The following is a 26384-nucleotide window of genomic DNA, read 5'->3' as shown; positions in this document are numbered from 1 at the left end:
ATCTCTAAAATTCGTAAACGGTGAGACCGCTTCTCAGTTTTGGCTCAATACAAGTGCTTTTGGGTGGCATAGTGAGACCTGCATCGGCGATTTCTTTGATCTCTTCAATAGTGAGGGGCAACATTCCGAAGCCAACGGCAAATTCTCCTTCATCTACCGCTTTCTTTACGTCAAAACTCTCGTTCCTCCCGGGAAGGTAAGATATTCTGTTGTCATTTTTAAGATCTTCGATGCCTAAAATAGGTTTGAGGATCTTGATGAACAGGATGTAAGGATCCAGTGCGCTCAACGAGTCTGTGAATTCATAGTTTGTCTTGCGCAGGTAAAGTGAGTAATATTCGCCATCCAGATACATCGAAAAATGATGTTTTTTAGAGGGTTTATAATACTGTGTCCCGCGGTTCTCGATTCGAAACCATTCGTCCAGCTTAATTAAAAATTCCTCTTTCCCCAGCCCATTGAGATCCCGTATCAACCTGTTGAACTCATAAAGTCTTAGGTTACTTTCGGCAATCATATAGCTAAGGAAAAAATTATAAGGTTCCTCTCCGGTGTGATTTGGGTTCTTTTCCCGTGACTCTTTCGCCAGGAGCCAGGAAGAAGCGCTTCTATGATGCCCATCGGCGATATAAACAGATTTCATACGCTCAAACTCCTGCCTTATTTTCGCCGTTCTTTCGGGATCATCCACTATCCACATATAATGAATATCACGGTTGAGGGAAGAGAATTCATATTCCGGTCTTTCCTGCATTACTTGTGTAGTAATATCATTGATCACAGGGCTGTCCGGATAAGTGAGAAGCACCGGTTCGGTATTAAAACCTACTGTTTTAAGGTAATCCTTAAAAAGTTGTTCCCGGTGAGAAATAGTATCCTCGTGCTTTCTAATTACATTATTTTCGTAATCTTCGGCACTTGTGGCAGCAATAATTCCGCAGTAGACCTGCTCCCGGGAAATTGTCTTATAAAGGTAATAAGCCGGCTTTTGATCCTGAATAAAAACCTCTTCCTCCTTAAACTCGAGGTAGCGGTTCTTAACAAGCTGAAATCGCTCACTTCCCGATATTTCCTTCTGAAATTTATAACCGGGATTGATGATATGAAGAAAAGAAAAGGGATTGTGTTCCAGCTGAAATCTCACTTCTTCCACCGAATATTCCTGGTAGGGGCGCGAAGCCACAAGGCCCACCTTGTCCCGCGAAGGCCTGACTGCCTTAAAAGGAATTATTTTTGCCAAATGCTGCTCAGATTAAATAGGTTCAAAAAACACCTTTTTAAGAGGTAAATTGTGGGGAAACTTTTTCGGCTTTCCTGCTTTCGGAATAGTCATAAAATCCTTCTCCCGATTTCACTCCCAGTTTTCCTGCCTGTACCATATTCACAAGAAGTGGACAGGGAGCGTACTTTGGATTTTTAAATCCGCTGTACATCACCTCCAGGATAGAAAGACAAACATCCAGCCCAATAAAATCTGCAAGTTGTAGCGGTCCCATAGGATGTGCCATTCCCAATTTCATTACCGTGTCAATTTCCTGAACACCCGCAACACCATTGTATAAAGTTTCTATAGATTCGTTGATCATAGGCATAAGAATGCGGTTGGCAACAAACCCGGGATAATCATTTACTTCAACAGGTTCTTTTTTTAGCTTTTTTGAAAGCTCCATGATATTGGAAGTCACCTCGTCGCTCGTGCTGTACCCCCTAATGATCTCTACCAGCTTCATGACCGGCACAGGATTCATAAAGTGCATCCCAATAACCCTTTCCGGATTAGACACTGCAGCAGCGATCTTAGTGATCGAGATCGAAGAGGTATTGGAGGCCAACACAGTTTCGGCATCACAAAGCTCGTCCAGCTGCTTAAAAATGGATAATTTAAGGTCCACGTTTTCTGTAGCTGCTTCCACAACCAGATCCACATTTTTTACTCCTTCAGAAATCTTGGTAAAAGTGGTGATGTTGTTTAGTGTATTTTTTTTGTCTTCTTCAGAAATCTTCTCCTTTGAAACCATGCGGTCGAGGTTGCCGGAGATAGTGTTCATACCTTTCTCAAGGCTTTTTTCTGAAATATCAATAAGATTAGTTTTGTAACCGAATTGGGCGAAAGTGTGGGCTATTCCATTACCCATAGTTCCTGCACCAATGACTGCAATATTTTTCATAGAAAGTATTAGTTAAATGAATTTATAATTTGTTTTGCCACACGCAAAGCCTGCGTTCCCTGCTCGAGATTCACTATTGGAGTAGTGTCATTCTCAATAGCATCGGCAAAAGAATTTAGCTCGTCTAAAATGGCATTATTAGGGTTCACCTGCGGATTGTCAAAATAGATCTGCTTTTTCAAACCTTCGGCATTCTGGAGGATCATATCAAAATCTCCAGGTTCTTCGGGGGCATCTTTCATCTTCACCACTTCACATTTCTTTTCCAGAAAGTCTACAGAAATATAAGCGTCCCGCTGAAAGAATCTTGCCTTCCGCATATTTTTAAGGGAGATCCTGCTTGCAGTGAGGTTGGCCACACAACCATTCTCAAATTCTATACGAGCGTTGGCAATATCGGGAGTATCACTAATGACCGAAACCCCGTTGGCTTTGATCTCCTTAACTTCAGATTTTACCACGCTAAGAATGGCGTCTATGTCATGGATCATAAGGTCCAGTACGACGGGAACGTCGGTTCCCCGTGGATTAAATTCAGCCAGGCGATGCGCCTCGATAAACATGGGGTTTTCAATCTTATCTGCAACGGCTTTAAAAGCCGGATTAAATCTTTCCACGTGTCCTACCTGGCCTTTGACCTTGTACTCCTTAGCTAATTTTACCAGTTGTTCGGCTTCCTTTACGGTGTTGGTAATGGGTTTTTCTATGAACAGGTGCTTTCCTGCTTTGATGGTTTTTTGTCCCACTTCAAAGTGAGAAAGAGTAGGTGTAACCACATCAACTACATCGACCGCAGCTATGAGCTCATCGAGATTGTTGAAATATTTGTATCCAAATTCTTCTTCTACCTTGCGGCCACTTTCTTCATCGATATCGTAAAAACCAACAAGAATGTATTTTTCAGATTCTTTCAGCAAACGCAGATGAATTTTTCCTAAGTGTCCTGCACCCAGGACGCCGGCTTTTAGCATAATTAAAAGGTTTTCAACAAAAATAACATTTCTTGCACTAAAGCCAATCCAATTACAGGTGAATAAAAGAGGACATTCCTGTTTTTTCTTTAACCTGAGGTATTCTTTATGTAATTTTGACCTTCAAAAGCAAAAAAGGGTGCGAAAAGATACGCTTAAACATCAGGGGAAAAGAATGCAGCTGGCAAAGGTTGTTGAAAACAAAGGCGTTAAGGATGAAAAGGTGCTGGATACCATTAAAAAAATCCCACGGCACCTGTTCATGGACAGTAGTTTTGAAGATCATGCCTACCAGGACAAAGCTTTTCCCATCGCTGCGGACCAGACTATCTCCCAACCCTATACGGTAGCTTTCCAAACTGAAGTGCTGCAGGTAAACAAAGGAGATATGGTGCTGGAAATAGGAACCGGCAGTGGATATCAAACCGCTGTACTCTGCGAACTTGGCGCAAAGGTTTACAGCATTGAAAGACAGCAGGAACTTTTTAAGAGAACAAAGCTTTTCCTCTCTAAAATAGGATATCGTCCAAGGTATCTGGCTTTTGGGGACGGTTATAAAGGCCTGCCCGATTATGCCCCTTTTGACAGGATAATTGTTACTGCGGGAGCTCCTTTTGTTCCGAAGCCATTACTTAGCCAGTTAAAAGTAGGAGGGAGGATGGTGATCCCGGTTGGAAAGGACACGCAGGTAATGACCCTTTTCGAAAGAAAATCTGAAACCGAATTTGAAAAAACTGAATTCGGGAATTTCAGGTTTGTGCCTTTGCTGGAAGACAGGAATTAATGGTCAGTGTTCAGTGTTCAGTGTTCAGTGAGCAGTATGGCTAAAGAGGTTCAAGGGCGGGAAGTAATTCTACTTTTAATTATAGTTTCTACCGGACAACCTAAGGAAGGTTAAAAGATCTCCAGAAATTTTAACCCGAAAATAAAAGCTCCTTTATGGTTTCCGTTGTGTTGGGAAACCACGTAGTCCAGCCTTAAAAACCGGAATTTTCCATAGCCCAGATTGTCCAGCCCTATCGAATATTCAAAGTAAGGTGCAGTTCCTTCCGTGGATAAAGCATGAGCACCAACTACCAAATTATAATTAAGACGGTTGATCAACGGCACTCTTCCCAGGATATAACCCTGGAAATTATGCTCCACATGGCCTTCCACATAATTTTTATTAGTGCTTAGAGCGTAGTAAGGCAGTAAATTAAATTTCCCCAGGTAATTGGAAGAAGTGCCAATCCGCGTTTGGTTTCCGTCAAAATGCCAGTAATCTAAAAATGAAAGTTCTTCATTACCAAAAAAAGTTCCTCCCGTAATGCTGTAGCCCAATTCCCCTTTGTTGGCTACCGTGAACTCCTGTAGCAAATTCATCCTCAAATGATCAAAATTATATTCCCGAATATTAGCCCCTAGACCTTTGTCATACCTTATGGTAAGACTGGGATAATCCTCATTTTTGATATTGAATTTGGCGTTTGGGTAACTCAAATATTTTTGCGCAAATTCAATCTTTGCTGCCAGCGAGATCTTAAAAATCTCATGTTCCACAAAAGGGGCGGAGTTTTCATTATTCGGTTGCAGCGGATTATTGGATGTAAATTCCCGCTCATCCCAATCGATGAGAAAAGCTTTGTCACGATGGTTATAGAGCGGACTTCGATTCTCATAGCTTATTGCTGAAAAGGCAGAAAACCCATTGAACAATTCCTGTTGATAAGATACTTTTGCAAAATCCAGCTCATAAAGCTTCATGTAATTTCTTTCGAAAAAGCTGGTCGTAATGCTGTTTAAGGTTTTCGAAATTGGTTCCCTGCTATTGATCTGTGCCACCTCACTTCCTCCTGAAACGGTCAAGACAGGATTGGAAATGTTGTTGAATTTTTGCTGGAAACCTCCCGAAATCCGAAATTTCTCTTCGCTAAAACCATAACTTGCTTCGCTGAATATACGCCAGTACTGGCCGAATGATTCTCCTGTATTTTTCCTGAAAGAAGCTTCGAGGGTAGAATTATACCCCTGTACGGTATTGATATTAGTATTGAAAATAGGAGAGCCTATGTTGAGAGACCATTTTTCGTAAGAATTACTATAGGTATAACCGGTAATAAGATTACCTAAACCAAATTTATTCCGAACATTGTCCAGGGAATCCAGGTAAGGCTTTGATTCTCTTAATTCCTGTAGGCTGTCTTTCCTTATGTAATCATTCTGTTCCTCTTCGGTAAGCGGGACAGGACGAACACTACTCCAGAAGATGGAATCTTTCTTGTTCGCTTCCGGAGCAAAAGACACGATTTCATTCGTGAAGGTCTTCTTTTCCAAGCTGGGAGAAAAGTCATAATTGGTATAAGCGGCTGTAAACCTTCCATCTCCCTTGATCCCAAACATATTAAAAGCAAAATCAATAGTCTGGGAAATAGGCACCCAAAGTTGTTCTTTTTTAGAAAAATTAAAGTTCTGTCTAAAAACCAGTTCTTCTATGGGCGGCACCTGTATAGCTTCTCCTGTGGTTTTAAGTTCCACTCCATAAAGTTGCCAGCTATCTTCTATAATGTATATGAAGCCACTAAAAACTTTGTCTTTTGGTCGTTTTGGAGTAACCTGGATCTTATTTACAAGGTCTCCGCGGTCATTATAAAAGACTCCTTCCAGTTTAAAATTGTAATAATTAAAAGCATAATTGGCCAATGGAGAGATCAATTTTGTATTGAGGCTAATAGTATTATCGTAAAAGGAAATATTTGCTTCCTGTGCACTGTTTAAGCTAAACCCGTTATCATTGCCGCTCACTTTGGAAGCAATGATCTTCTCTTTAAAATCATTGGGAGCCTTATAAGTTATTTCTGAAATAGTTTCACTTAAATAAACCACTCCGCTTCGGGTAGAATCCAGGCCGCCGCCGAGATCTCCCACTTCCTGACCTAAGATCTTTTCCGGAGCATTTTTTATCCGCCAGAGTCCGCGTGAATAGAAATCGGCAGTATACTCCCGTATTTTTGATCTATGGAAATCCCTTTTTTCAATGGCATTTCTCATGATCTTGTTTGCCGGGTTATCTCCCGAATTTACAATTACTTCATCCAAAGTGGTTGATTCTTCGGTGAGTTTGGCATTAAGAGTATAAGGAAGAGCGGTAACAGAAATTGTTTTTTTCTCTGTTTTATAACCCAGGAACTGGAAAACCACAGTATAATTTCCTGTTTCAGAAAGCTCTAAATTATAGATGCCATTTTCGTTTGAAGTAGTGCCAGAGAAGGTGCCGTCAAGGTAAATATTGACGTAAGCTAAGGGTGTTCCTTCCTGGTTAGTGACTTTTCCGGTAATTTGAGCATAACCCGTAAAGCAACATAAAAACAGCAACAGGGGGAAGTAAAGTTTGTTCAAGAGTCTTTCTTTGATTTACCTGTAATCTTTTTGAATTCTATCCAGGCGCCTTTTGCTTTCCCGTTCTTTGATCACCTCTCTTTTGTCGTAGAGTTTTTTACCCTTTGCAAGCGCTATCTGCAGTTTAGCGAGTCCGCGGTCATTGATAAAGAGGCGCAAAGGAACAATGGTGAGACCTGAATTCTTCACTTCCTTTTCCAGTTTTCTCAACTCTTTACGGTTAAGGAGAAGTTTACGGGCATGTTTTGGATCGTGATTAAAGTAGGTGGCATGCGAATATTCCTGTACCGTCATATTGATCACGAACAATTCGCTATTGGAGAACTCACAGAAACTTTCGGCTATGGAAGCTTTTCCTTCCCTAATAGCTTTAATCTCGGTACCGGCTAACTTTATCCCCGCAATATATTTGTCAAGGATCTCGTATTCAAACTTCGCTTTCCGGTTTTTAATATTGATGTCGTTCTTCATATTAACAAAAGTAACAAGCTTTCGCGAAATACATGCGATTTTAGGGAATTCTTAAAAGCCGGTGTTTAATTTCAGTTTCAGGAAGGGAATAGGTATTTTTGCTCTCATACAATTCCCCGATATGAAAAAATATTTTTTGTTCCTTTTCCTGATCTCACTGATTGCCTGTAACAATGAACCTTCAGCTTCTGAAGCCGACAAAATAATTTCCGCAGTAATTGAAAAAGCAGGAGGTGAGAAGTATAAGAAAGCTGAAATTGAGTTCACCTTCAGAAATAACAAATACACCAGTACAAGAAATAACGGAGAGTACGAATACACCCGAACCATCACCGATTCTACGGGCACTACCTATTATGATGTGCTGAATAATGATGGCTTTACCCGATATCACAAAGACAAAGAAGTAAAACTCTCTGACTCTTTAAAAGGGGTTTATTCTGAAAGCGTAAATGCGGTGCATTATTTCGTGCAGCTACCTTTTGGGCTGAATGATGATGCGGTGATCAAAGAACTTGTGGGGCAGGATACCATTGATAATAAGGTATATCACGAGATCAAAGTGACTTTTGAACAGGAAGGTGGCGGGGTCGACCATGAAGATGTTTATATGTACTGGGTCGAAAAAGATGATTTAACCATAGATTACCTGGCGTACCGGTTTTTTGTTAATGACGGCGGAATAAGGTTTAGAAAAGCCGTTAATCCAAGAGAAGTTGGAGGAATTCGCTTTGTAGATTACGAGAATTATAAAACTGATGAGCTATCAACTCCACTTGAAAATCTGGATGACCTTTTCCAGAAGGGACAGCTTACGAAAGTATCACAAATTGAGAATGAGATTCTCAATGTTGAGATTCAGGATTAATTAATATAGAGGACCTGTGAGGTCCTTTCTCCACCGGGAGTTACGGTAACTATGAAGAGGCTGCCATATTCCTTTTCGTCCAGATCCTCATGTTTCTTTTCCTCCAGGACAAGATTAACAAAGGCGGGATTAGTGTTGCTGTGGCCTACTACAAGTACAGTTTTCCCTTTTGTCTTTTCCTGAAAATCTGGGTCATTTAATTTCTTTGGGTCATATATTTCGACTGTCTTTTCCTGTGAATCGGCTATTGTCTTAGCAGTACTATTAGTTCGCTTGTAATTGCTGGAGAAGATTAGATCAAATTCTACATCCTTAAATATTTCTGCCCACTTTGCAGCCCGCTCCATACCTGCTTTGGAAAGTTGAGGGTCGCGATCCCGTGGATTGCTCTCATCTTTCTCGGCGTGACGAATAAAATAATATTGAGTCATGGTTTCCTGTACAGGCAGTTCAATAGGATCTAAAGAATTTTCTCCTAAAGATAAGAACGAAATTAAAAAGATGAAAAATCCATTCATAAAGTTAAATTTTTGGGATGTACTCCAGAAGGATCACCTGGTTTAATTGTTGACCCATGGAGTTAAAATTATTATCAGAAATTAGGATAAGACTTTGGTTGCCGTTTGGGAGAGTTGGACCAAAAGTAATGCCTTCAATGTTGTCAATGATCTCCTGGCTTAGGAAATCTTTTGCCCACTTGAAGTCATAAAGCAAAGTTTTCTTCGCAGGATTATTAAAAGAAACTCTCAGATTGTTTATATCTAAAGTGTTGGTAGCCAGAGTGGCATCCACATCAAAGATCCTCACTGTATTTCCTTTTTGACCATGTCCTGCGGCAAATCCTCTTTCAAGAATGAGAAATTTATTGGGTGCGTATTCCAAAAGGTCGGTTACCCCATTGACCGCAAAATACAGCCAGGGGATTTTTGCAATACGTTCCAGCCTATATGGAAATTGTTTTGTTGCAGTCTGGGTTTTCTTGTCAAAATAGGTAATCCTCACAGGAGATTTTGTAGGATACAGTTTTGGCTTGGGACCATCGGTTACCAGTGGTAATTCCATAGCTGCCCAAACTCCTTTTCCATCGAAAGAGGCTGCAAGACCTTCCAGAGTTCCGTTGTTTCGCGGTTTTTTAACGCTTTCGGCTAACAGGTTTTCAGGTAAGGCAAAAGAAGAAACGAAATTTCCCTTTTTTGACACCTTTAAAAGCATTGGATCTTTATTGCTGTTAATGTTCCCTTCGCTGCTTAACAGGAAATTTTTATTTTCAGGTTCAAAAAGAATACTTTCAAGATCCAGATGCTGGTCCTTCAGGTTTTCATCTTGCTTATCGAGAGGAATAACATCTGTTATCGCCACAGTATCGATCTTTTCTTCGGAAAATTCCATCTCTGCAACATATATACGTGGGTTGGAAGGATGGTCGCTCACCATATAAAAAATGCCATCGTGATAATCAATTCCCGAAAGTCCGCCAACTTCAGTGTCCCGGACTTTGAGACCATCTTCAATATTGAAATCATCCAGAAACCTAACCTGAACATTTGAAGTGCTGCCCACTCTGGTACTCTTACAGCTAATGAGGAGAGAGGCAAAAATTGTAAGGAAGAATATCTTTTTCATGGGTCTAAAAATAACAAAATCTTAAGAGCAAAATATGAGATTTTTAGAGTTGTTCAGGTTTATTTCTCTGTACTTTTATTTTAAACCATAAAAACTAAAATTATGAATGATGATCAATTAGAAGGAAAATGGAAACAGATAAGGGGTGAGTTCAAACAAAAGTATGGCGATCTTACTGACGATGATACCACTTACCGTGAAGGAAAATTCGATGAAATGATTGGACGGCTGCAGGAAAAAACCGGTCGCTCTAAGGAAGAATTGAAAAAGGAAATAGACAGGTGGTAAAAAAGCTGTTTAGAGTTCCATCCACGTAACACTGGTTTTTTTCAGGTTCAAATTACTTCTGAATTAAATCAGGTATAAAAAAAACCCGTCATTCTGATATACATTCAGAATGACAGGTTTTTCTTTTAAACAGCTTCTCTTTTTACTGTGCTATTTCTTCCTGGTTTCTAAAGACCAGTTCATTATTAAAGGAATCCAGCAGGATTATGCTATCTGTATGAATTTTTCCGCTTAAGATCTCTTTTGAGAGCTTGTTAAGAACCTCTTTTTGAATAGTTCTCTTCACAGGTCTTGCTCCATACTGTGGATCAAATCCTTTTTCAGCAAGGTCGGAGATAGCTTCAAGCGTAGCGTCGAGGGTGATTCCCTGCTTCGCAAGCATCTTTCTTACGCCTTTTAACTGAAGACCTACAATTTCCTGAATATCCTTCCTGGTAAGAGGAGTGAACATTACTATGTCATCAATCCTGTTGATAAATTCGGGTCTTACGCTCTGTTTTAAAAGAGCCAGCACTTCCACTTTTGCACTTTCCATTGCCAAATCGACATTCTTTTCGGTGTCAAATTTCTCCTGAATAATGTGAGAACCCATATTGGACGTCATGATGATGATCGTATTTTTAAAGTCGGCGAGCCTTCCTTTATTATCTGTAAGCCTTCCTTCATCAAGTACCTGTAACAGAATGTTGAAAGTGTCGGGATGAGCTTTTTCGATCTCATCAAGCAAAATGACCGAATAAGGTTTTCTTCTCACGGCTTCTGTTAGTTGTCCACCTTCATCATAACCCACATATCCCGGAGGTGCTCCCACGAGCCTGCTTACCGCATGGCGCTCCTGGTATTCACTCATATCAATTCGCGTCATAGCACTCTCGTCATTAAAGAGATAATCGGCGAGGGCTTTTGCGAGTTCGGTTTTACCTACACCGGTTGTACCAAGGAAAAGGAAGGAACCAATTGGTTTTTTTTGATCCTGGAGTCCCGCACGGCTTCGGCGCACCGCATCACTTACCGCCTGTATGGCTTCGTCCTGCCCTACAACCCTGCGGTGAAGTTCCTCTTCAAGTTTTAGAAGTTTCTCCCGATCGGTTTGCAGCATCTTGGTTACCGGTATTCCCGTCCATTTAGCTACTACTTCAGCGATATCTTCATTTGTCACTTCTTCCTTGATAAGGGTTTTTCCCTTCTGGTTTTCCTCCAGTTGCTTTTGAAGTTCTGCCAGCCTTTCCTGTTCTTCTTTTATCTTTCCATAACGCAGTTCGGCTACCTTGCCATAGTTACCTTCTCTCTCGGCACGCTCGGCTTCAAGTTTGTATTCCTCTACTTTAGATTTCGCAGTCTGAATATTGTCAACAACATCTTTTTCGTTTTTCCATTGAGCATTTAGTTCATTGCGCTCATCTTTGTAATTGGCAAGATCTGCTCTAAGGGATTTTAATTTATTTTCATCATTTTCCCTTTTAATGGCCTCCAACTCGATTTCCAGTTGCATGATCTTACGATCTAGAACATCCAGTTCTTCGGGCTTGGAGTTGATCTCCATGCGCAATCTGGAAGCAGCTTCGTCCATAAGGTCAATAGCTTTATCGGGAAGAAAACGATTCGTGATATATCGCTGGGACAGTTCTACTGCCGCAATGATCGCCTCATCTTTTATACGCACCTTATGGTGGGTTTCGTACTTTTCTTTAATCCCGCGCAGGATGGAAATGGCGCTTTCGGTATCGGGTTCGTCCACTATAATTTTTTGAAAACGACGCTCCAGTGCCTTATCTTTTTCAAAGTATTTTTGATACTCGTCCAGTGTTGTTGCACCAATAGCGCGCAATTCCCCACGGGCAAGAGCGGGCTTTAGAATGTTGGCCGCGTCCATTGCTCCCTGTCCGCCACCGGCACCTACAAGGGTATGGATCTCATCAATGAACAGCACGATATTCCCCTCACTGGAAGTAACTTCCTTAATTACAGCTTTGAGTCTTTCCTCAAATTCCCCTTTGTACTTCGCGCCTGCGATCAAGGCTCCCATATCCAGGGAATAGATGTGCTTGTCTTTAAGGTTATCGGGAATATCTCCTGAAATAATTCGGTGGGCAAGACCTTCGGCTATAGCTGTTTTACCAACCCCAGGCTCTCCAACCAGCATAGGGTTGTTTTTGGTTCTTCGGGAAAGGATTTGAAGTACCCTTCGAATTTCTTCATCCCTTCCTATTACGGGATCAAGTTTTCCTTCCTCGGCAAGCTTGTTTAGATTATTCGCGTATTTGTTTAGGGAATTATACGTTTCCTCGGCGCTTTGAGAGGTTACATTTTCTCCTTTGCGTAATTCCTGTATCGCAGCCTTAAGTCCTTTTTCTGTTGCGCCCTGGTCTTTTAGGACCTGAGATACTTTGCTGGAGGATCCAAAAATGGCTAAAATGAGGTGTTCTACAGATACGTATTCATCCCCCATTTTCTTGGCGATGGAAGAAGCATCATTTAAAGTTCTGGAAGATTCCCGGGAGAGCATAATGTCTCCCCCGCTTACCTTGGGAAAACTTTGCAGGGTTTTATCCAGTATCTGCTGAAAAAGCCCCACATTAATATTTAATTTCTTCAGAAGAAAAGGAGCTACATTTTCATCTACCAGGGTAATGGCTTTAAATATATGTTCGTTCTCTATCTGTTGATGTCCCAATTCCTGGGCCAGCTGTTGAGCCTTCTGTATGGCCTCCTGACTTTTAATTGTAAAATTGTTCAAGTTCATAGTAGTCGTGTTTGTTCTTTTTTACTCAAGCAAAGCAAAGCATGTACCAGCAGCGGGGAGCAGACATAATGGCTGATAAGGGGAAGAAAATAATGACTTTTTGTCTCTTATAAAGATACTAAACTTTGGCTTTTTTACCCTAAAAATCACCTTAATTTACTATTTTACACAGTTCAAGAAAAGTGTAACTAAAACATTCAAAAATGGGATTATTCGATAAGGTTTTTAAAAGCGAACGTGATATAGCAAAGAAAGAAATAGAGGAGGTGCCATGGCATGCCCTTACCGAGAGCAAACAGTTGGATGAGATCGAGAAAGAGTCTGAAAAGCAGCCCGTGGTCATCTTTAAACATTCCACCAGCTGTGGAATAAGCAGGATGGTTTTGAAGAATTTCGAAAGGGGATATGATCTTCCAAAAGATCAGGAAGTGAAGCTGTACTTTTTAGATCTTTTAGCTAACCGTAATATATCAAACGAAGTGGCAAATCGATTTGGAGTGAGACATGAAAGCCCGCAAATGATCATTCTAAAGGATAGAAAAGTAGTTCATCATGCCTCGCATCATTCCATCGAGCTGGAAAGCGTGAAGGAACATATTTAGTACAATTTTTGGACGTTAAGTTAATCTTCTAAAATTAGGTTAAATGTATTATAATCAGGTTTTTAAATGGCCGGTAACGAAGTATATTTAGAACTGAATCATTAATAATTCAAAAACCTGTATTATGGAAGAGAGAAGAGAAGACCGTAACAAAGATCGTACTCAATCTCAAAGGCAACAAAAGCACGAGGAACCCGGAAAGAATCCAGCTAAACATGCTGCGGGGGATTACGATAAGCAGAAAAAAGAAGATGCCGAAAGAGGCAGGGAAATTGACCGCGATCGCAAAAAGGAAGATCGCAGTAGGAGAGATGAAAACAGATAAAGCCTTTTTAATTGAAACAAAAAGAGCCGCAAATATGCGGCTCTTTTTTTATGACTTATAGTGCTTATTTTTTCTTCTCAAAAACAGGAAGCAGTTTAGTGCTCACTTCGCCAAAACCAATCCGGTAATTTTCTTTTTGGCAATGACCGCGCATAATTACTGTATCATTATCATCAATAAAAGTACGGGTACTGCCATCTTTAAGCTTGACAGGTTTTTCACCCTTCCAGGAAAGTTCAAGCATTGAACCGTAAGAATCTGGGGTTGGGCCCGAAATTGTACCCGATCCCATCATATCTCCCGAAAGTACCGGGCATCCGTTAACCGTATGGTGAGCCAGTTGTTGACTCATATTCCAGTACATGTATTTAAAGTTGGACTTTGAGACTCTGGTTTCTTCACCATTTTCTGGCTGAATGAAAACTTCCAGGTCAATATCAAAACTCTTTTTCCCGCTGGTTTGCAGGTAAGGCAACAATTTCTTTTCAGGTTTTGGACTTTCCACTCTAAAAGGATCAAGAGCATCTAGGGTCACGATCCATGGAGAAACTGATGAGGCAAAGTTCTTTGCCAGGAATGGCCCCAGTGGAACATATTCCCAGGTTTGAATATCTCTAGCGCTCCAGTCATTGAACAGGACAAGTCCAAAAATATAATCTTCGGCTTCATCTATGGGAATAGGTTCTCCCAGGTGATTGGCATCTGTAGTTATAAAAGCCATTTCCAGTTCGAAATCTATTCTTTTTGAAGGTCCAAAAACAGGTTCATCAGCATCTTTGGGCTTTGTTTGGCCCTGTGGACGGTGAATTGGAATTCCGCTGGGAACGATCGAAGAACTTCTTCCGTGGTATCCCACAGGAATATGGAGCCAGTTTGGCAACAAAGCATTTTCGGGATCCCGGAACATGGTTCCCACGTTGGTAGCATGCTCTTTGCTGGAATAGAAGTCGGTATAATCACCTACCTGTACGGGCATTTGCATTTCGATCTCATCGAGACCGAATAAAACCACTTTTCGGTGTTCTTCATGGTCGCGAAGCTTATCGTTGCTGGCATCAAAGATTTCGGCAATGCGGTTTCTTACCAATCTCCAGGTTTTTTTTCCGTCAGATATAAAATCGTTTAAAGTATCCTGAAGAAAAATATCATCGGTTAGCGGGATACCTTCAAAGTAGCCCAGCTGGTGTAGGGCTCCAAGGTCAATGGCGGTATCACCAATTCGGGTTCCAATAGTGATGATATCGTCCCTTGTCAGGAAAACTCCGAAGGGAATATTTTGAATAGGAAAATCAGAATTTTCGGGTACTTCCAGCCAGGTTTTTCGTGTAGGGTCGTTAGCTGTAATGGACATAATAAATGTTGGTATTTTGTTAAAATCAATTCGAACCAAATATATTATTTTCTTACTAAGAACCGAATGTATTTGTTATTTTTGAGTATTATTTAACGTAAAAAATGCATATGCAAAGGGATAACGAATTATTTGATTTAATACAAGCAGAAAAGGAAAGGCAACTTAATGGTTTAGAGTTAATTGCAAGTGAGAATTTCGTGAGTGATCAAGTGCTGGAAGCAGCGGGTTCTGTGCTTACGAATAAATATGCCGAAGGTTATCCCGGCAAAAGATATTACGGAGGTTGTGAGGTAGTGGACGAAGTTGAGAACCTTGCCATTGATAGGTTAAAAGAATTATTCAATGCCGAATATGCCAACGTGCAGCCACATTCCGGTTCCCAGGCAAATACTGCAGTTTTTCACGCCTGTATGAAACCGGGTGATAAATTTCTTGGTTTTGATCTTTCTCATGGTGGGCATTTAACTCATGGCTCTCCTGTAAATTTCTCCGGAAAACTTTACGAGCCGGTATTTTATGGGGTAGACAAAGAAACTGGCCTTATCGATTATGATAAGGTAGCCGAAATTGCCAAAAAAGAGAAGCCTAAAATGATCATTGCCGGTGCCTCGGCATATTCCAGGGAGATCGATTATAAGAGGTTCCGTGAAATTGCCGATAGTGTTGGTGCTATTCTTTTTGCCGATATCGCTCATCCTGCAGGTTTGATTGCAAAAGGTCTGCTAAGTGATCCCATTCCTCATTGCCATGTGGTGTCATCTACTACTCATAAGACCCTAAGAGGTCCAAGAGGAGGTATTATCATGATGGGAAAGGATTTTGATAATCCTTTCGGAGAAAAACTAAAAAACGGAAATCTAAAAAAAATGTCTGCTTTGCTTAACAGTGGAGTTTTCCCGGGTAACCAGGGAGGACCCCTTGAGCACATTATCGCCGCCAAGGCAGTGGCTTTTGGTGAGGCGCTTACAGATGAGTTCCTTCATTATACTGTACAGGTGAAAAAGAATGCCAAAAGAATGGCCGAAGCTTTTGTGAAAAAAGATTACCACGTGATCTCGGGCGGGACAGATAACCACATGATGCTTATCGATCTTCGTAACAAGAATATTTCGGGTAAAGAAGCTGAAGAAGCTCTTGGAAAGGCCGATATTACCGTCAATAAAAATATGGTTCCTTTTGATGATAAATCTCCTTTCGTGACTTCCGGAATTAGAATTGGGACACCGGCGGTTACTACCCGTGGACTTAAGGAAGATGATATGGATGCCATTGTGGATCTTGTGGATCGCGTGATTACTAATTATCAAAATGACGAAAAACTGGAAGCCATAAAAGAAGATGTGTTTAACATGATGCAGGGAAAACCTCTTTTCAAAATGTAAAAATCTTGGTTCTTGATTCTAGAAGCGCTAGCGATCTAGTCTCTATAAAAACTGCTGCCTAAGGTCTCTAAAATGGGATTTTTGGCAGCTTTTTTTATTCCTGAATTTCAACAAATTCGTACGCTCCCAAATCGGGATTTTGAGTGCGGTCGTTGCCCAAAATATCCTGTGGGACCAGTTGCGCTACATTGGGATCACCTTTGTCAATTGCTGCGGAATTTTCCAGCAGCCGCAAATCATTCTCTTTTGGCGCACTAAAAAAAGGATCTTCATCTAACCAGATATTATTGTAGATCTCGCTATTGCTGAAGTCATACCATTCACCTGAAACCTCTTCCTGACTGAATTTAATAAGGCTGTGAGAGAAAAATATTTCTGCAGGACCATTCTCATCTATTTCAAAACCTAATTCCCTGTTTTCATTGCCGAAAATGATAGAATTATAGAATTTCACTTCAAGTGGAACAGTACCTTCTTTAGAAATATTGGATATAAAAACGGCCGGAGCCACCGTGAAACTTTGGCTCCAGTAATTAACGATACTTACATGCTTAAAATGATGATTTCCGCCGTTGAGGTAGAGGGAAGCTTGTCCGCTGTTGTTGATCACCAGGTTTTCAGCTAATATGTCGGCTCCTTCAGTTCTTATTCCGGAAACAGCAGAGTTATAGATCTCAACATTCTTTAATTGAATGGGAGGGGAGTCGAGAGTTTCTTCAGCCAATATTCCCAGGCTGGCATTGCGAAATGTTACATGTTCAAAAAGGTGATTTTTACTGCCCTTTTGAAGCCATATGGCTCCCCACTGTCCAGGGATATTCCTGTAAAGGCTCTGTAACCTGTCCCCCTTGAAGATCACCTGATTTTCCATTATGTTGGGATCTGTACTTGGTTCGCCTTTGACCCGGATGGAAGCATTTTCAGAAACCAGGATCCCGCTGTCGGCATGGAAATGGATTCGGGCACCGGCATTGATGCTTAGGATCTTCCCTTCAGGTACTACAGCATAACCATAGATCACATAAGGTTTTGTTCGGGTAAGCTGGAGATGTTCCTCTTCCAGATAAAACCCTGAAATAAATTCTGGTTCTCCATCTCTATTAGTATCGATCGGGATTTTCTCCGGAATTCCCCCTTCATCTTTCTTCGGATATAACAAAATCGCATCCTTTACCAATGTCACCAGCGGTACTTCCTGGAGATGTAAGCGCGATTTGAACTGTAATTTGTCTGTATACAGGAATTCGGTTTCCTCAAGGCTCTTAGAAGGAACAGTTGTTTCTATAAAAATATAGATGCTGTCACGGGCGAGGATCTCGACATTTTCAAAGTTGGTGCCCGGTAATCCATCAACATTTAGCCTGTAATAGGAGTCTGTTCTGTTCTCTAGAGAGATCTCTGGAATATAAATGTCGTCACCGCTGCGGTTGTATACCTTTAATGAGTAGGTTGCCGTACTGAGGTTGCTAAATACTGTATCGAGGAACACAGTGTCTCTTGAAAAATCTAAGTTCCCGGTGGTTTCGGTAGATTCAAAATCGCTACGGCAGGAGCTCCACAGCACCAGCATCAAAAATATAATGAAGCCGGTTAGCTTTTTCATGTTTTATGGAAGACTCTTCGAAGTTCTTCGGTGATCTTGGTGGGTTTCTTTGAATCTGCGTTCAACAGGCACCACATTGATTTCGTGGCAACTAGTATTTCTCCTGTTTTAGCATTTTTGATGTTCACAAACCTTTCAGATGTTACAAAAGTTGTTTCCCCAACATAGGTTTCTATAAGAATTTCATCTCCTAAAAAAGCCTGTTTCTTATAATCGATCTCATGCCGAATCACTACCCATATAAAATCATTTTTGAGTTGCTCTGTGGCTCTTACTTCCCAGTGCTCTTTGGCAATATCCTGTATCCATTGTACATATCGTACGTTATTAACGTGGTGGAGATCATCAAGATCTTCCTCTACTACCGTTCTTTGATGCGTATAGGTTTCTGCAGGTACTACCATTTAATTCTTTATTATTTTTACTTCAAAAAGGGTGTCCCAGTCTTTTCCGGTAACATAGAGTTTTTCATTTTTAGGATCATAGGCGATTCCATTAAGCACATCGTTTACCGGATCAAGATCCTGGGTATTTCCCAATTGATCTCTAAGCCCGGAAAAGTTGATAAGTCCTTCAATGGCTCCATTTTCAGGATTTATTATAGCAACTCCGTCCTTTTGGTAAGTATTGGCGTAGATCTTTCCGTTCACCCATTCCAGTTCGTTTAGCTGAGTGGCTACAGTACGGTGAGTGACCGTTTGTATAAAATCTTCTTCGGATACTAAAGGGGAGGAGGGATCGAGAAACCAGATCTTTTCTGTTCCGTCACTTTTATAGATCGTAGCCCCATCATTGGCCAGTCCCCAGCCCTGTTCACTCTCATTATATTCAAATTCCCCTGTTTTCTCGAAAGTCTCCACGTCATAGATAAAGCCTTTTCCTTCTTTCCAGGTAAGCTGATAGATCTTATCATTTAAAATGGTAATTCCTTCAGCGAAAAATTCGGGAGAAATATTGATTTTTTGAAGTACTTCTCCTGTCTCTAAGTCTACTTTTCTTAAAGAAGAGCTGCCGTAGTGGCCTGTACTTTCGTATAATTCGTCATTATAAAATTCAAGGCCCTGCGTGTAAGCATCTGTAGCATGGGGATATTTATTTATGATCTCGTAGGTATAAGTTACAGGGGCAGTGTCATTAAAAAGAGTGATTTCCATTGGCTTTTCAAAGGATTCTCCATTTTTATAAATATTGGCGGTAAGATTCCATTTGCCCAGTTTCTCCTCTTTGAAAGTATGGTTAAGGGATTCCTCACCAACTGTTTTTGCCAGTCGTTGTTCTCCCAAAAAGTAGATCACAGAATCTTTTTCACCTTTTACCTGTGCCTGTATGCTTTCCCCGAGCTTAAATTCCGTCTTATTTTCGGCAATTTCGAGGGAGTAGCTGCTTTCCGAATCTTCCGGATCACTTCCGCAGGAAAAAAGATGAGCGCTTAAAATAATCAAAAAGAGAGAGTTATATAGCTTCATGTTAACTGGTAATTTTTCTGTGAGCTAAATTAAAGAATTCGGTTTAGAAAATACTTGCAAAAAGTATGAAAGGTTGTATATTTGCCCCGGCAAGTCCCACACAACCAGCTCCTGCTGAATCCCCCAGGGCGGGAACGCAGCAAGGGTAAGTGGTCGTAGCGGTGTGATGTGGGTAGCTTGCCATTTTTTGTTTCCATAAGTCAGATTTATTGCATCTTTGCAGCATGACAGAAACACCTTCAAAAGTGGTGCTTATTACAGGAGCATCTTCAGGAATTGGTAAAGCTATAGCCGAATTCCTTCAATCAAAGAATTTTACAGTTTTTGGAACCAGTCGCAATCCCGGCAGGCAGAAATCTTCATTTCCGCTAGTTGCTCTTGATGTTACCAAACCCGAAACTATAACCTCGGCAGTTGCTGAAGTCATATCTTCCGCAGGAAAAATTGATATCCTTATTAATAATGCGGGCATTGGAATTACCGGTCCTATCGAGGAAACCCCCGATGAGGAGATCAAAAAGGCATTTGACACGAATTATTTTGGTCCCGTCAATGTAATTAAGGCCGTGCTTCCCGAAATGCGGAAAAACAACAGCGGACTCATTATCAATGTGACCTCTATCGCCGGATACATGGGACTTCCTTACCGCGGAATATATTCAGCTTCAAAAGGGGCTTTAGAGATAACTACCGAAGCTTTCCGAATGGAACTTAAGGATTTTAATATAAAGATGACGAATATTGCGCCCGGGGATTTCGCAACCAATATTGCTGCCGGAAGGTATCATGCCCCGGTGATTAAGGGTTCTCCTTATGAAGAGCCTTACGGCAATACGCTAAAAATTATGAATCAACATGTGGATGAAGGCAAAGATCCTCTCTTAATGGCCCGCGCGATCTATAGTATCATTCAGGAAAAAGATCCTAAGATACATTATAAGGTGGGGGAGCCGTTGCAAAAATTTTCAATTGTCCTCAAGCGGGTGCTGCCCGATAAAATTTACGAGAAATTACTCCTAAAGCATTATAAATTGTAGTTTTGCAGAAGTTCGAAAAATTGCATTTTTCGGCACTCTTTAATCATTATAACAACACACTATGAAATTTTTTATTGACACTGCCAATCTTGACCAGATAAAGGAAGCCCAGGACCTGGGGGTTCTTGACGGGGTGACCACAAACCCTTCTCTTATGGCTAAAGAAGGTATCACCGGAAAAGAGAACATCATTGCTCATTACAAGAAAATTTGCGAGATCACAACCGGAGATGTTAGTGCCGAAGTAATTGCAACCGACTTTGACAATATTGTTAAAGAAGGAGAGGAGCTTGCTGCCCTTCACGACCAGATCATTGTTAAGGTACCTATGATCAAGGAAGGAATAAAGGCGATCAAATATTTTAGTGACAAAGGGATCAAGACAAACTGTACTTTGGTATTTTCTGCAGGACAGGCGCTTTTAGCTGCCAAAGCCGGTGCGACTTATGTCTCCCCTTTTATTGGAAGGCTGGATGATATTTCTACAGATGGGTTGAACCTTATCATGGAAATTCGCCAGATCTATGATAACTATGGTTTTGACACTCAAATCCTTGCGGCCTCTGTAAGACACACCATGCACGTCATTGATTGTGCAAAGATTGGTGCAGATGTAATGACAGGACCACTTTCGGCCATCACAGGTTTACTAAATCACCCTTTGACAGATATTGGTTTGGAGAAATTCCTTGCAGATCATAAGAAAGGGAACTAAGGTTCCAAAAATGACATTTTACAAGCCTTTTTTCTTCGGAAGAAAGGCTTTTTTAATTGAGGAATTCCAGAAGTCGGGATTCAAAATCGGGAGAGGAGAGGTATATGTCTCCAACTACAACTTCTCCGGAAGAATTTAGGAAGAGGATTTTATCAAGGAAATAGCTGAAATACTCTTTTTCGATGCTGGTGGTTCCTAACTGGAATTCGGTTTCGGGATTGTATCCGTTTTGTCGAACTGCCACTCGCCATGCTGGCTCTTCCTCGAGGTCAAGATTAATACCTATAAAATTAATTTCGGGATATTTTTCCCTGTATTGGTTGATTCGCCTGTGTTCCTCCTGATGCCCCTTAGAGTAGGCAGACCATAAAAAGATCACAGTAGGTTTATCAATGATCTCTCCCATTTTTATGAGTTCCCCAGCCATGTTAAGCAATGGAACACCTTCCAGGGTGGTTCCCGGCAAATATGCTAATTGAATAGTACCTAGTTGTTTCATTTCCTGAATATCCTCCTCAGACAAGTTTTGTTCCTGGAGCTCCCTAAGGATAGAGATAATGTCTTCCCTGCTTTTTGCCATTACGATCCCCCTTACTGCAATTTTTTCCAGGATCTCTTTTCTTAGCGTTGGGGCACCTATTAGTTCCCCGGCTTTTTGCAGGCGCGCTTTTACGTTATCAACATTGGTAAGACTATAGCAGTCATCTTTATCCAGACCGCTGGTTGCGCACCAGGAAAGGGAATAATTGATTAAATAATTCTCCAGAAACCTTTTATAAGCCGGGCTGGATTGTAAAGCTCCACAATTAAAATCTATGTCTTTCCTATAGTCGTGAAAGCCCTTGGGAAATTCTTTTGAATACTCTTTGTAGTATTTGTTAACCAGGTAAGTATATTTTTCCTTTAGGTCATTGTTCTCATAAGTGATAATATTACTGGCGACCCCGACAAAATCCTCAGAGAAATTCCTTTTTTTTGACTCCCTGTTTAAAGTGTTGAAACGTTCGTGTTTAATAGAATCGACTTTTTTAAGAAATACTTCGGGTGGGTATTTATGGAAAGAGAGCAGGAGCTGGGAATTGTGCTCGTCTTTCAGGAACATTTCAGTAAGGAAATTATTTTTTTCATTACCTCTTCCGCTAAAGTGCAGCGACTCATCAAAAGCAAGCGTGTTTACTCTAAAAAGCAGGCTGTCGCCGGGTGAAAGGTAAATATTTTGCGTTTCTGGTTTGTGTTCCAGTAGGTAAAGACCTCTTTTCGCATTTTCTATTTTGTAGCTAAACCGGTTCTGGTTATCTAAACGTATTGAATCCAGAATACTCCCGTTATTCTTGATCACAATATACTCTGTAGTGGGATTTATAATTTTACCACCAATATAAGTATGAGGAGGAATGTCATCTTTGGAATTTTTACAGCCAGTAAAAAAAAGGTTTAAACACAGCAAAAGCAGAGCTGGCAGGACATATCGAGAAATATTTGTTCTTCTACTTTTCAAGGTTTCCGGGGGGCAAAAATAGGGTGCACAAATGTAGACGCAGAGGAGTCACCTCAATGTTAACTCCGCGTTAAATAGAGAATTATAAAAGTTAATCTTTTATTGAATAAGCTTAAATAGCTACTTTTGCAAAAATTTAGAAAAGACTCTATGCTATCAGTTTCAAATTTATCTGTGCAGTTTGGGAAAAGAATACTGTTTGATGAAGTTAATACAACTTTTACCCAAGGCAACTGTTACGGAATTATAGGCGCAAATGGTGCCGGAAAATCTACTTTCTTAAACATCCTTAGCGGGAGATCTGAGCCTACCTCGGGCCATGTTCACCTGGAACCGGGAAAAAGGATGTCTGTGCTTGAGCAGAACCACAATCTATACGATGAATACCCCGTACTGGAAACAGTTATAATGGGGAATAAGCCTCTCTATAGGATCAAGAAGGAGATGGACGAAATCTACGCTAAAGAAGATTTCAATGATGCAGATGGGGAAAGAGTAGGAGTACTGCAGGTGGAATTTGAAGAAATGAATGGCTGGAATGCCGACAGTGAAGCTGCAGCTTTGCTTTCAAACCTCGGAATAAAGGAAGAAAACCACTACACCTTAATGGGTGACCTGGATAACAAATTAAAGGTAAGAGTTCTTCTTGCCCAGGCCTTGTTTGGAAATCCCGATGTTTTGATCATGGATGAGCCTACCAACGACCTGGATTACGAAACGATTAGCTGGCTTGAGAATTTCCTGGCAAATTATGAAAACACTGTTATTGTAGTTTCCCACGACCGTCACTTCCTGGATTCTGTATGTACACATGTTTCGGATATTGACTTTGGAAAGATCAACCATTACAGTGGTAACTATACTTTTTGGTACGAATCTTCTCAATTAGCAGCACGTCAAAGGTCTCAACAGAATAAAAAAGCCGAGGAAAAGAAAAAGGAACTTGAGGAATTTATTCGTCGTTTTAGTGCTAATGTGGCAAAATCCAAGCAGGCAACCTCCCGTAAAAAGATGATTGCCAAGCTGAATATTGATGACATTAAACCATCAAGTCGCAGGTATCCTGCTATTATTTTTGAGAGAGAAAGAGAAGCGGGGGATCAAATCCTCAACGTAGAAGGTCTTGAGGCGTCTATTGAAGGAGAAACTCTTTTCAAAGATGTGAATATTAATCTTGCTAAAGGAGATAAAGTAGTAGTGTATTCTAAAGATTCACGTGCTACAAGTGCTTTTTACGAAATTTTGAATGGTAAGCAAAAGCCCGTAGCAGGTAAGTATAACTGGGGGATCACAACGAATCAGTCTTATTTACCGCTGGACAATTCAGAATATTTTGACAACGACCTTACCTTAGTTGACTGGTTGCGCCAATGGGCCAAGACAGAAGAGGAAAGAGAAGAGGTTTATATTCGTGGCTTCCTTGGAAAAATGATCTTTAGCGGGGAAGAAGCTTTAAAGACATCGAGGGTGCTTTCTGGAGGAGAAAAAGTACGTTGTATGTTAAGCCGAATGATGATGATGAGGGCAAACGTTCTAATGCTGGATGAACCAACCAACCACCTGGACCTGGAATCAATTACGGCTTTCAACAATTCCCTAAAGAATTTTAAAGGAACGGTACTGTTTACCACTCATGATCATGAATTTGCACAAACTGTGGCAAACAGGGTCATTGAATTAACCCCGAATGGAGCTATTGATCGCTACCTGACTTTTGATGAGTACATGAGCGATCCTAAAATAAAGGAACAAAGGGAAAAAATGTATACCCGGTAATTGGAGTTGAAACAAAAAAAAAGGATCCAAAAATGTCATTTTTGGATCCTTTTTTTTTGTTCTTATTTGTCTTTTTTGAAAAACTTGTAAAGGTCGAAGCCTCCAAGGATGACAAAGCCAATGGCAATAATGATTCTAAAGGTGGTATATTCTGCGCCTGTGAGAAAAGTAAACATGCGGTAACCACCATAGCCCAGAAAGGCAATGCCCAGCAAAAGATTAAAATAATTTTTTCGGGGAGCAGCAGTCATCAACTAATCACTATCGGGAAATGTTTCTTGAGTGATACGAAGTGCTTTCTCGTAATCTTCAGATTTGGCAAATAGTAATACCTGTCCCGGTAATCCGCCGCCAAAACCGGCTCTTAAACCCGAGTCAAAGTCATTTCTTACACGGGTTGGAATGCCTTCATCTTCCAGTAGATTTTTAAGGTGTTGTACATTCACTTCACTACCGGTATAAACTCTTTTGTATTCTTCTTCTTCGCTCATAAAAAATATATTTCCTTATAAATTTAAGAATAGGATACTTACTTCAGGCGTATTTAATTTCAGTTTAACATTTGAGCTTAGGCATTGTAGAATTTACTGTTCCAGTTACCCGAACTAAAATTCTTTCCAAGACTAATTCCGTAGAAAAATGTAAGGGCGATTACAGATTTGAAGGAATATAGGAACAAGATGAGGAACTCTGAAGTCTCACGAAATTTCGAGAAAAAAACCTCTCTTATTCCAAAGGTGAATAAAAAGCTAAAAAAGAAACTAAAGATCAACAGGTTTTCAAGGTTCCTTAATGGCCACATTAGAAGTTTTCTCATAGGGTGCATATCTGTACCCCATTTATGAATAAGGTAGTAGTAATTATTTCCAAGGGGTACAAAAAGCATTGGATCGTCGGCATTTTCCAGCCTAAAATATTTTGCAGGAGCAACCATTTTAAAGCCCTGGAGTTTTACCTCATGTTTTGCTTCCAGTTCCTTCACCGCAAAAATAGCTTCCTGGGGTAGATCTCCTTTATAAAATCGTGTATTGAGGAAACGCAAGCGGTAATCCACACAAATCTTCTTTATTTGGGAAAGGTGAAAGATCCTTCCGCTTTCGAGCAGGTCAAAATTAAAGTTGTTGGTTTCATCTCTTTCAGCATCCCCTTCAGAAATTCGCTGAAGGATCTCTTCTTCTGTCTCCCTATCTTTTTTTAAGACCCTCTTTACTTCCTCCAGGATTTCCTGTTCCTTCATCTCCTTCCGGCGAAGCGCTTCCATTTCCCTTTGAAGGTTTACTCTCTCTAGCAGCATAATCTTTCTCGTTTAGCAGCTAAAAATAGGGAATAACCGTAAAACATGCAAAACATTGATTTTTGGCTGTTTATTAAGGAATTCTACTGTTAATTTTAAGACTCTAGGGTTAAATTCCTTTTAAACCTGCAATAAGGTTCCTGAGGAAAGGTTGAGATGTCATATCTTGGAAAACACTAACTCTAAATCCCTAAATAAATGAAATTTTTAAAACATTTTTTAAGCCTGAGCTTAATGGCAGGAATACTTTTTACAAGCTGTGGTCCTAAAGTAGATGCAAATAAAAGAACTGCAAAAAGTTTAAATAGTTATGACAGTTATGCTTTTTTGCCCAACCAGGATACCATCCAGACTTCAAAATATGACAATGCCCAGGTGAATGAAATTGTGATCGACGAAATACGCCAGAACATGCAGGATCTAAATTATCGTTTGGATAAGAACCAGCCAGATCTATTGGTTTATTACCATTTAATGTTTGATGAGGAAGTGGCAGTGAATGCGAATCCTGTTTATACAAATTACAGCTATTACCGTCCCGGATTTTATGTAGGTCCTTATTATAGAAATTACGCCTACAGTAATTATTTTACCGTACCGAGAATTGCAGGAAACGGTATTGAGCAAGTGCCGTACAAAGAAGGGACTATTGTGATCGATTTAATTGATCGAAAGTCTAATGAGATCGTTTGGAGAGGTAGGGCAGAAGATGTGGTTGCCCCGGGTAATCTCGATGAAGAGGTAAGATCTTATGTAAATGCCATTTTTGAAAAGTTACCTAAATAATAAAAAACATTTAAAGATTGCTATGTAAAAAAAGAG

26 protein-coding genes and 1 other RNA gene are annotated in these 26384 nt (G+C 40.5%); 11 read left to right on the top strand and 16 right to left on the bottom strand.

The window, feature by feature from the left end:
• Nucleotides 1–4: 4 nt before the first annotated feature.
• Genes OU683_RS11205 through OU683_RS11195 form a run of 3 tightly spaced genes read right to left on the bottom strand, consistent with a single transcriptional unit; the run spans nucleotide 5 to nucleotide 3139 of the window.
• Nucleotides 5–1240 carry a DUF1015 domain-containing protein gene (locus OU683_RS11205; RefSeq protein ID WP_268138261.1) on the bottom strand — a complete coding sequence of 412 codons (1236 nt, stop codon included), beginning with the start codon at nucleotides 1238–1240 and terminating at the stop codon, nucleotides 5–7.
• Nucleotides 1241–1277: 37 nt separating this feature from the next.
• Nucleotides 1278–2168, bottom strand: coding sequence for a 3-hydroxyacyl-CoA dehydrogenase family protein (locus tag OU683_RS11200; protein WP_268138259.1), 891 nt, complete (start codon nucleotides 2166–2168; stop codon nucleotides 1278–1280).
• Nucleotides 2169–2176: 8 nt separating this feature from the next.
• Nucleotides 2177–3139, bottom strand: a complete 963-nt coding sequence (locus OU683_RS11195; RefSeq protein ID WP_268138257.1) for a Gfo/Idh/MocA family protein — start codon at nucleotides 3137–3139, stop codon at nucleotides 2177–2179.
• Between the two features lie 139 nt (nucleotides 3140–3278).
• Between OU683_RS11195 and OU683_RS11190 the strand changes: the two genes are divergently transcribed.
• A complete protein-coding gene (locus OU683_RS11190; protein WP_268138255.1) occupies nucleotides 3279–3923 on the top strand; it encodes a protein-L-isoaspartate(D-aspartate) O-methyltransferase in 645 nt (214 codons plus the stop codon).
• A gap of 110 nt (nucleotides 3924–4033) precedes the next feature.
• On the opposite strand, the gene OU683_RS11185 is transcribed toward OU683_RS11190, so the two are convergent.
• Both OU683_RS11185 and smpB read right to left on the bottom strand, forming a co-directional pair.
• The gene (locus OU683_RS11185; protein WP_268138253.1) at nucleotides 4034–6517 is read right to left on the bottom strand and encodes a DUF5686 and carboxypeptidase regulatory-like domain-containing protein; all 2484 of its coding nucleotides are present in this window, start codon (nucleotides 6515–6517) and stop codon (nucleotides 4034–4036) included.
• A gap of 15 nt (nucleotides 6518–6532) precedes the next feature.
• Nucleotides 6533–6988, bottom strand: a complete 456-nt coding sequence (gene smpB / locus OU683_RS11180) for an SsrA-binding protein SmpB (protein WP_228916498.1) — start codon at nucleotides 6986–6988, stop codon at nucleotides 6533–6535.
• A 121-nt stretch (nucleotides 6989–7109) separates the two neighbouring features.
• On the opposite strand from smpB, the gene OU683_RS11175 reads away from it, so the two are divergent.
• Nucleotides 7110–7856, top strand: a complete 747-nt coding sequence (locus tag OU683_RS11175; RefSeq protein ID WP_268138252.1) for a DUF6503 family protein — start codon at nucleotides 7110–7112, stop codon at nucleotides 7854–7856.
• On the opposite strand, the gene OU683_RS11170 is transcribed toward OU683_RS11175, so the two are convergent.
• Together OU683_RS11170 and OU683_RS11165 are read right to left on the bottom strand one after the other, a co-directional pair.
• Complete coding sequence (locus tag OU683_RS11170; protein ID WP_268138250.1) at nucleotides 7853–8374, bottom strand: phosphoglycerate mutase family protein; 522 nt, start codon at nucleotides 8372–8374, stop codon at nucleotides 7853–7855. The two genes, OU683_RS11175 and OU683_RS11170, sit on opposite strands and share 4 nt — an antisense overlap.
• A 4-nt stretch (nucleotides 8375–8378) precedes the next feature.
• A complete protein-coding gene (locus OU683_RS11165; protein ID WP_268138248.1) occupies nucleotides 8379–9479 on the bottom strand; it encodes an esterase-like activity of phytase family protein in 1101 nt (366 codons plus the stop codon).
• A gap of 102 nt (nucleotides 9480–9581) precedes the next feature.
• On the opposite strand from OU683_RS11165, the gene OU683_RS11160 reads away from it, so the two are divergent.
• The gene (locus OU683_RS11160) at nucleotides 9582–9767 is read left to right on the top strand and encodes a CsbD family protein (protein ID WP_268138246.1); all 186 of its coding nucleotides are present in this window, start codon (nucleotides 9582–9584) and stop codon (nucleotides 9765–9767) included.
• Between the two features lie 142 nt (nucleotides 9768–9909).
• On the opposite strand, the gene clpB is transcribed toward OU683_RS11160, so the two are convergent.
• Nucleotides 9910–12510 carry an ATP-dependent chaperone ClpB gene (gene clpB, locus OU683_RS11155; protein ID WP_228916493.1) on the bottom strand — a complete coding sequence of 867 codons (2601 nt, stop codon included), beginning with the start codon at nucleotides 12508–12510 and terminating at the stop codon, nucleotides 9910–9912.
• A gap of 203 nt (nucleotides 12511–12713) precedes the next feature.
• Between clpB and ytxJ the strand changes: the two genes are divergently transcribed.
• Both ytxJ and OU683_RS11145 read left to right on the top strand, forming a co-directional pair.
• Nucleotides 12714–13112 (top strand): bacillithiol system redox-active protein YtxJ, encoded by a 399-nt coding sequence (gene ytxJ, locus OU683_RS11150; protein WP_268138243.1) that lies wholly within the window; start codon nucleotides 12714–12716, stop codon nucleotides 13110–13112.
• A 124-nt stretch (nucleotides 13113–13236) separates the two neighbouring features.
• Nucleotides 13237–13437, top strand: a complete 201-nt coding sequence (locus OU683_RS11145) for a hypothetical protein (protein WP_268138241.1) — start codon at nucleotides 13237–13239, stop codon at nucleotides 13435–13437.
• Between the two features lie 64 nt (nucleotides 13438–13501).
• Here OU683_RS11145 and fahA read toward each other — a convergent pair whose 3' ends face one another.
• On the bottom strand, nucleotides 13502–14788 hold the full coding sequence (fahA, locus tag OU683_RS11140; RefSeq protein WP_228916490.1) for a fumarylacetoacetase: 1287 nt from the start codon (nucleotides 14786–14788) through the stop codon (nucleotides 13502–13504).
• A 110-nt stretch (nucleotides 14789–14898) separates the two neighbouring features.
• Here fahA and glyA point away from each other — a divergent pair, with 110 nt between their 5' ends.
• A complete protein-coding gene (glyA, locus tag OU683_RS11135) occupies nucleotides 14899–16173 on the top strand; it encodes a serine hydroxymethyltransferase (protein ID WP_268138239.1) in 1275 nt (424 codons plus the stop codon).
• 94 nt (nucleotides 16174–16267) lie between these two features.
• Here the strand turns inward: glyA and OU683_RS11130 are convergent, their stop codons facing one another.
• From OU683_RS11130 to OU683_RS11120, 3 genes are read right to left on the bottom strand one after another with little or no spacing between them, the layout of a single operon-like run.
• Nucleotides 16268–17776 carry a choice-of-anchor Q domain-containing protein gene (locus tag OU683_RS11130; protein ID WP_268138237.1) on the bottom strand — a complete coding sequence of 503 codons (1509 nt, stop codon included), beginning with the start codon at nucleotides 17774–17776 and terminating at the stop codon, nucleotides 16268–16270.
• Entirely contained in the window at nucleotides 17773–18180 is a 408-nt protein-coding gene (locus OU683_RS11125; protein ID WP_268138235.1) for an acyl-CoA thioesterase, read from the bottom strand. The genes OU683_RS11130 and OU683_RS11125 overlap by 4 nt, the downstream gene beginning before the upstream one ends.
• Nucleotides 18181–19242, bottom strand: a complete 1062-nt coding sequence (locus OU683_RS11120; RefSeq protein WP_268138233.1) for a glutaminyl-peptide cyclotransferase — start codon at nucleotides 19240–19242, stop codon at nucleotides 18181–18183.
• Nucleotides 19243–19329: 87 nt separating this feature from the next.
• On the opposite strand from OU683_RS11120, the gene ffs reads away from it, so the two are divergent.
• The 3 genes from ffs (at nucleotide 19330) to fsa (ending at nucleotide 20994) form a co-directional block, all read left to right on the top strand.
• Nucleotides 19330–19428, top strand: an RNA gene (gene ffs / locus OU683_RS11115) — signal recognition particle sRNA small type.
• 38 nt (nucleotides 19429–19466) lie between these two features.
• Nucleotides 19467–20279: an SDR family oxidoreductase gene (locus tag OU683_RS11110; RefSeq protein WP_268138231.1), complete on the top strand. Its 813-nt coding sequence runs from the start codon at nucleotides 19467–19469 to the stop codon at nucleotides 20277–20279.
• A 61-nt stretch (nucleotides 20280–20340) separates the two neighbouring features.
• Nucleotides 20341–20994 (top strand): fructose-6-phosphate aldolase, encoded by a 654-nt coding sequence (fsa, locus tag OU683_RS11105; RefSeq protein WP_228916484.1) that lies wholly within the window; start codon nucleotides 20341–20343, stop codon nucleotides 20992–20994.
• A gap of 52 nt (nucleotides 20995–21046) precedes the next feature.
• Here fsa and OU683_RS11100 read toward each other — a convergent pair whose 3' ends face one another.
• Nucleotides 21047–22492 carry a TlpA family protein disulfide reductase gene (locus OU683_RS11100; RefSeq protein WP_268138227.1) on the bottom strand — a complete coding sequence of 482 codons (1446 nt, stop codon included), beginning with the start codon at nucleotides 22490–22492 and terminating at the stop codon, nucleotides 21047–21049.
• Nucleotides 22493–22642: 150 nt separating this feature from the next.
• On the opposite strand from OU683_RS11100, the gene OU683_RS11095 reads away from it, so the two are divergent.
• The gene (locus OU683_RS11095; RefSeq protein ID WP_268138225.1) at nucleotides 22643–24268 is read left to right on the top strand and encodes an ABC-F family ATP-binding cassette domain-containing protein; all 1626 of its coding nucleotides are present in this window, start codon (nucleotides 22643–22645) and stop codon (nucleotides 24266–24268) included.
• A 62-nt stretch (nucleotides 24269–24330) separates the two neighbouring features.
• On the opposite strand, the gene OU683_RS11090 is transcribed toward OU683_RS11095, so the two are convergent.
• The 3 genes from OU683_RS11090 to OU683_RS11080 form a co-directional block, all read right to left on the bottom strand.
• On the bottom strand, nucleotides 24331–24483 hold the full coding sequence (locus tag OU683_RS11090) for a hypothetical protein (protein ID WP_268138223.1): 153 nt from the start codon (nucleotides 24481–24483) through the stop codon (nucleotides 24331–24333).
• 39 nt (nucleotides 24484–24522) lie between these two features.
• Nucleotides 24523–24759, bottom strand: a complete 237-nt coding sequence (locus OU683_RS11085; RefSeq protein WP_268138221.1) for a putative signal transducing protein — start codon at nucleotides 24757–24759, stop codon at nucleotides 24523–24525.
• Nucleotides 24760–24836: 77 nt separating this feature from the next.
• On the bottom strand, nucleotides 24837–25562 hold the full coding sequence (locus tag OU683_RS11080) for a hypothetical protein (protein WP_268138219.1): 726 nt from the start codon (nucleotides 25560–25562) through the stop codon (nucleotides 24837–24839).
• A gap of 234 nt (nucleotides 25563–25796) precedes the next feature.
• On the opposite strand from OU683_RS11080, the gene OU683_RS11075 reads away from it, so the two are divergent.
• Nucleotides 25797–26348, top strand: a complete 552-nt coding sequence (locus OU683_RS11075; RefSeq protein ID WP_268138217.1) for a DUF4136 domain-containing protein — start codon at nucleotides 25797–25799, stop codon at nucleotides 26346–26348.
• The last annotated feature ends 36 nt before the right edge of the window (nucleotides 26349–26384 follow it).

The organism is Salinimicrobium sp. TH3 (genome assembly GCF_026676115.1).
Lineage (GTDB): Bacteria > Bacteroidota > Bacteroidia > Flavobacteriales > Flavobacteriaceae > Salinimicrobium.
Note: the sequence above shows the minus strand (reverse complement) of the source record. Positions and strands in the feature narration are given on the sequence as shown.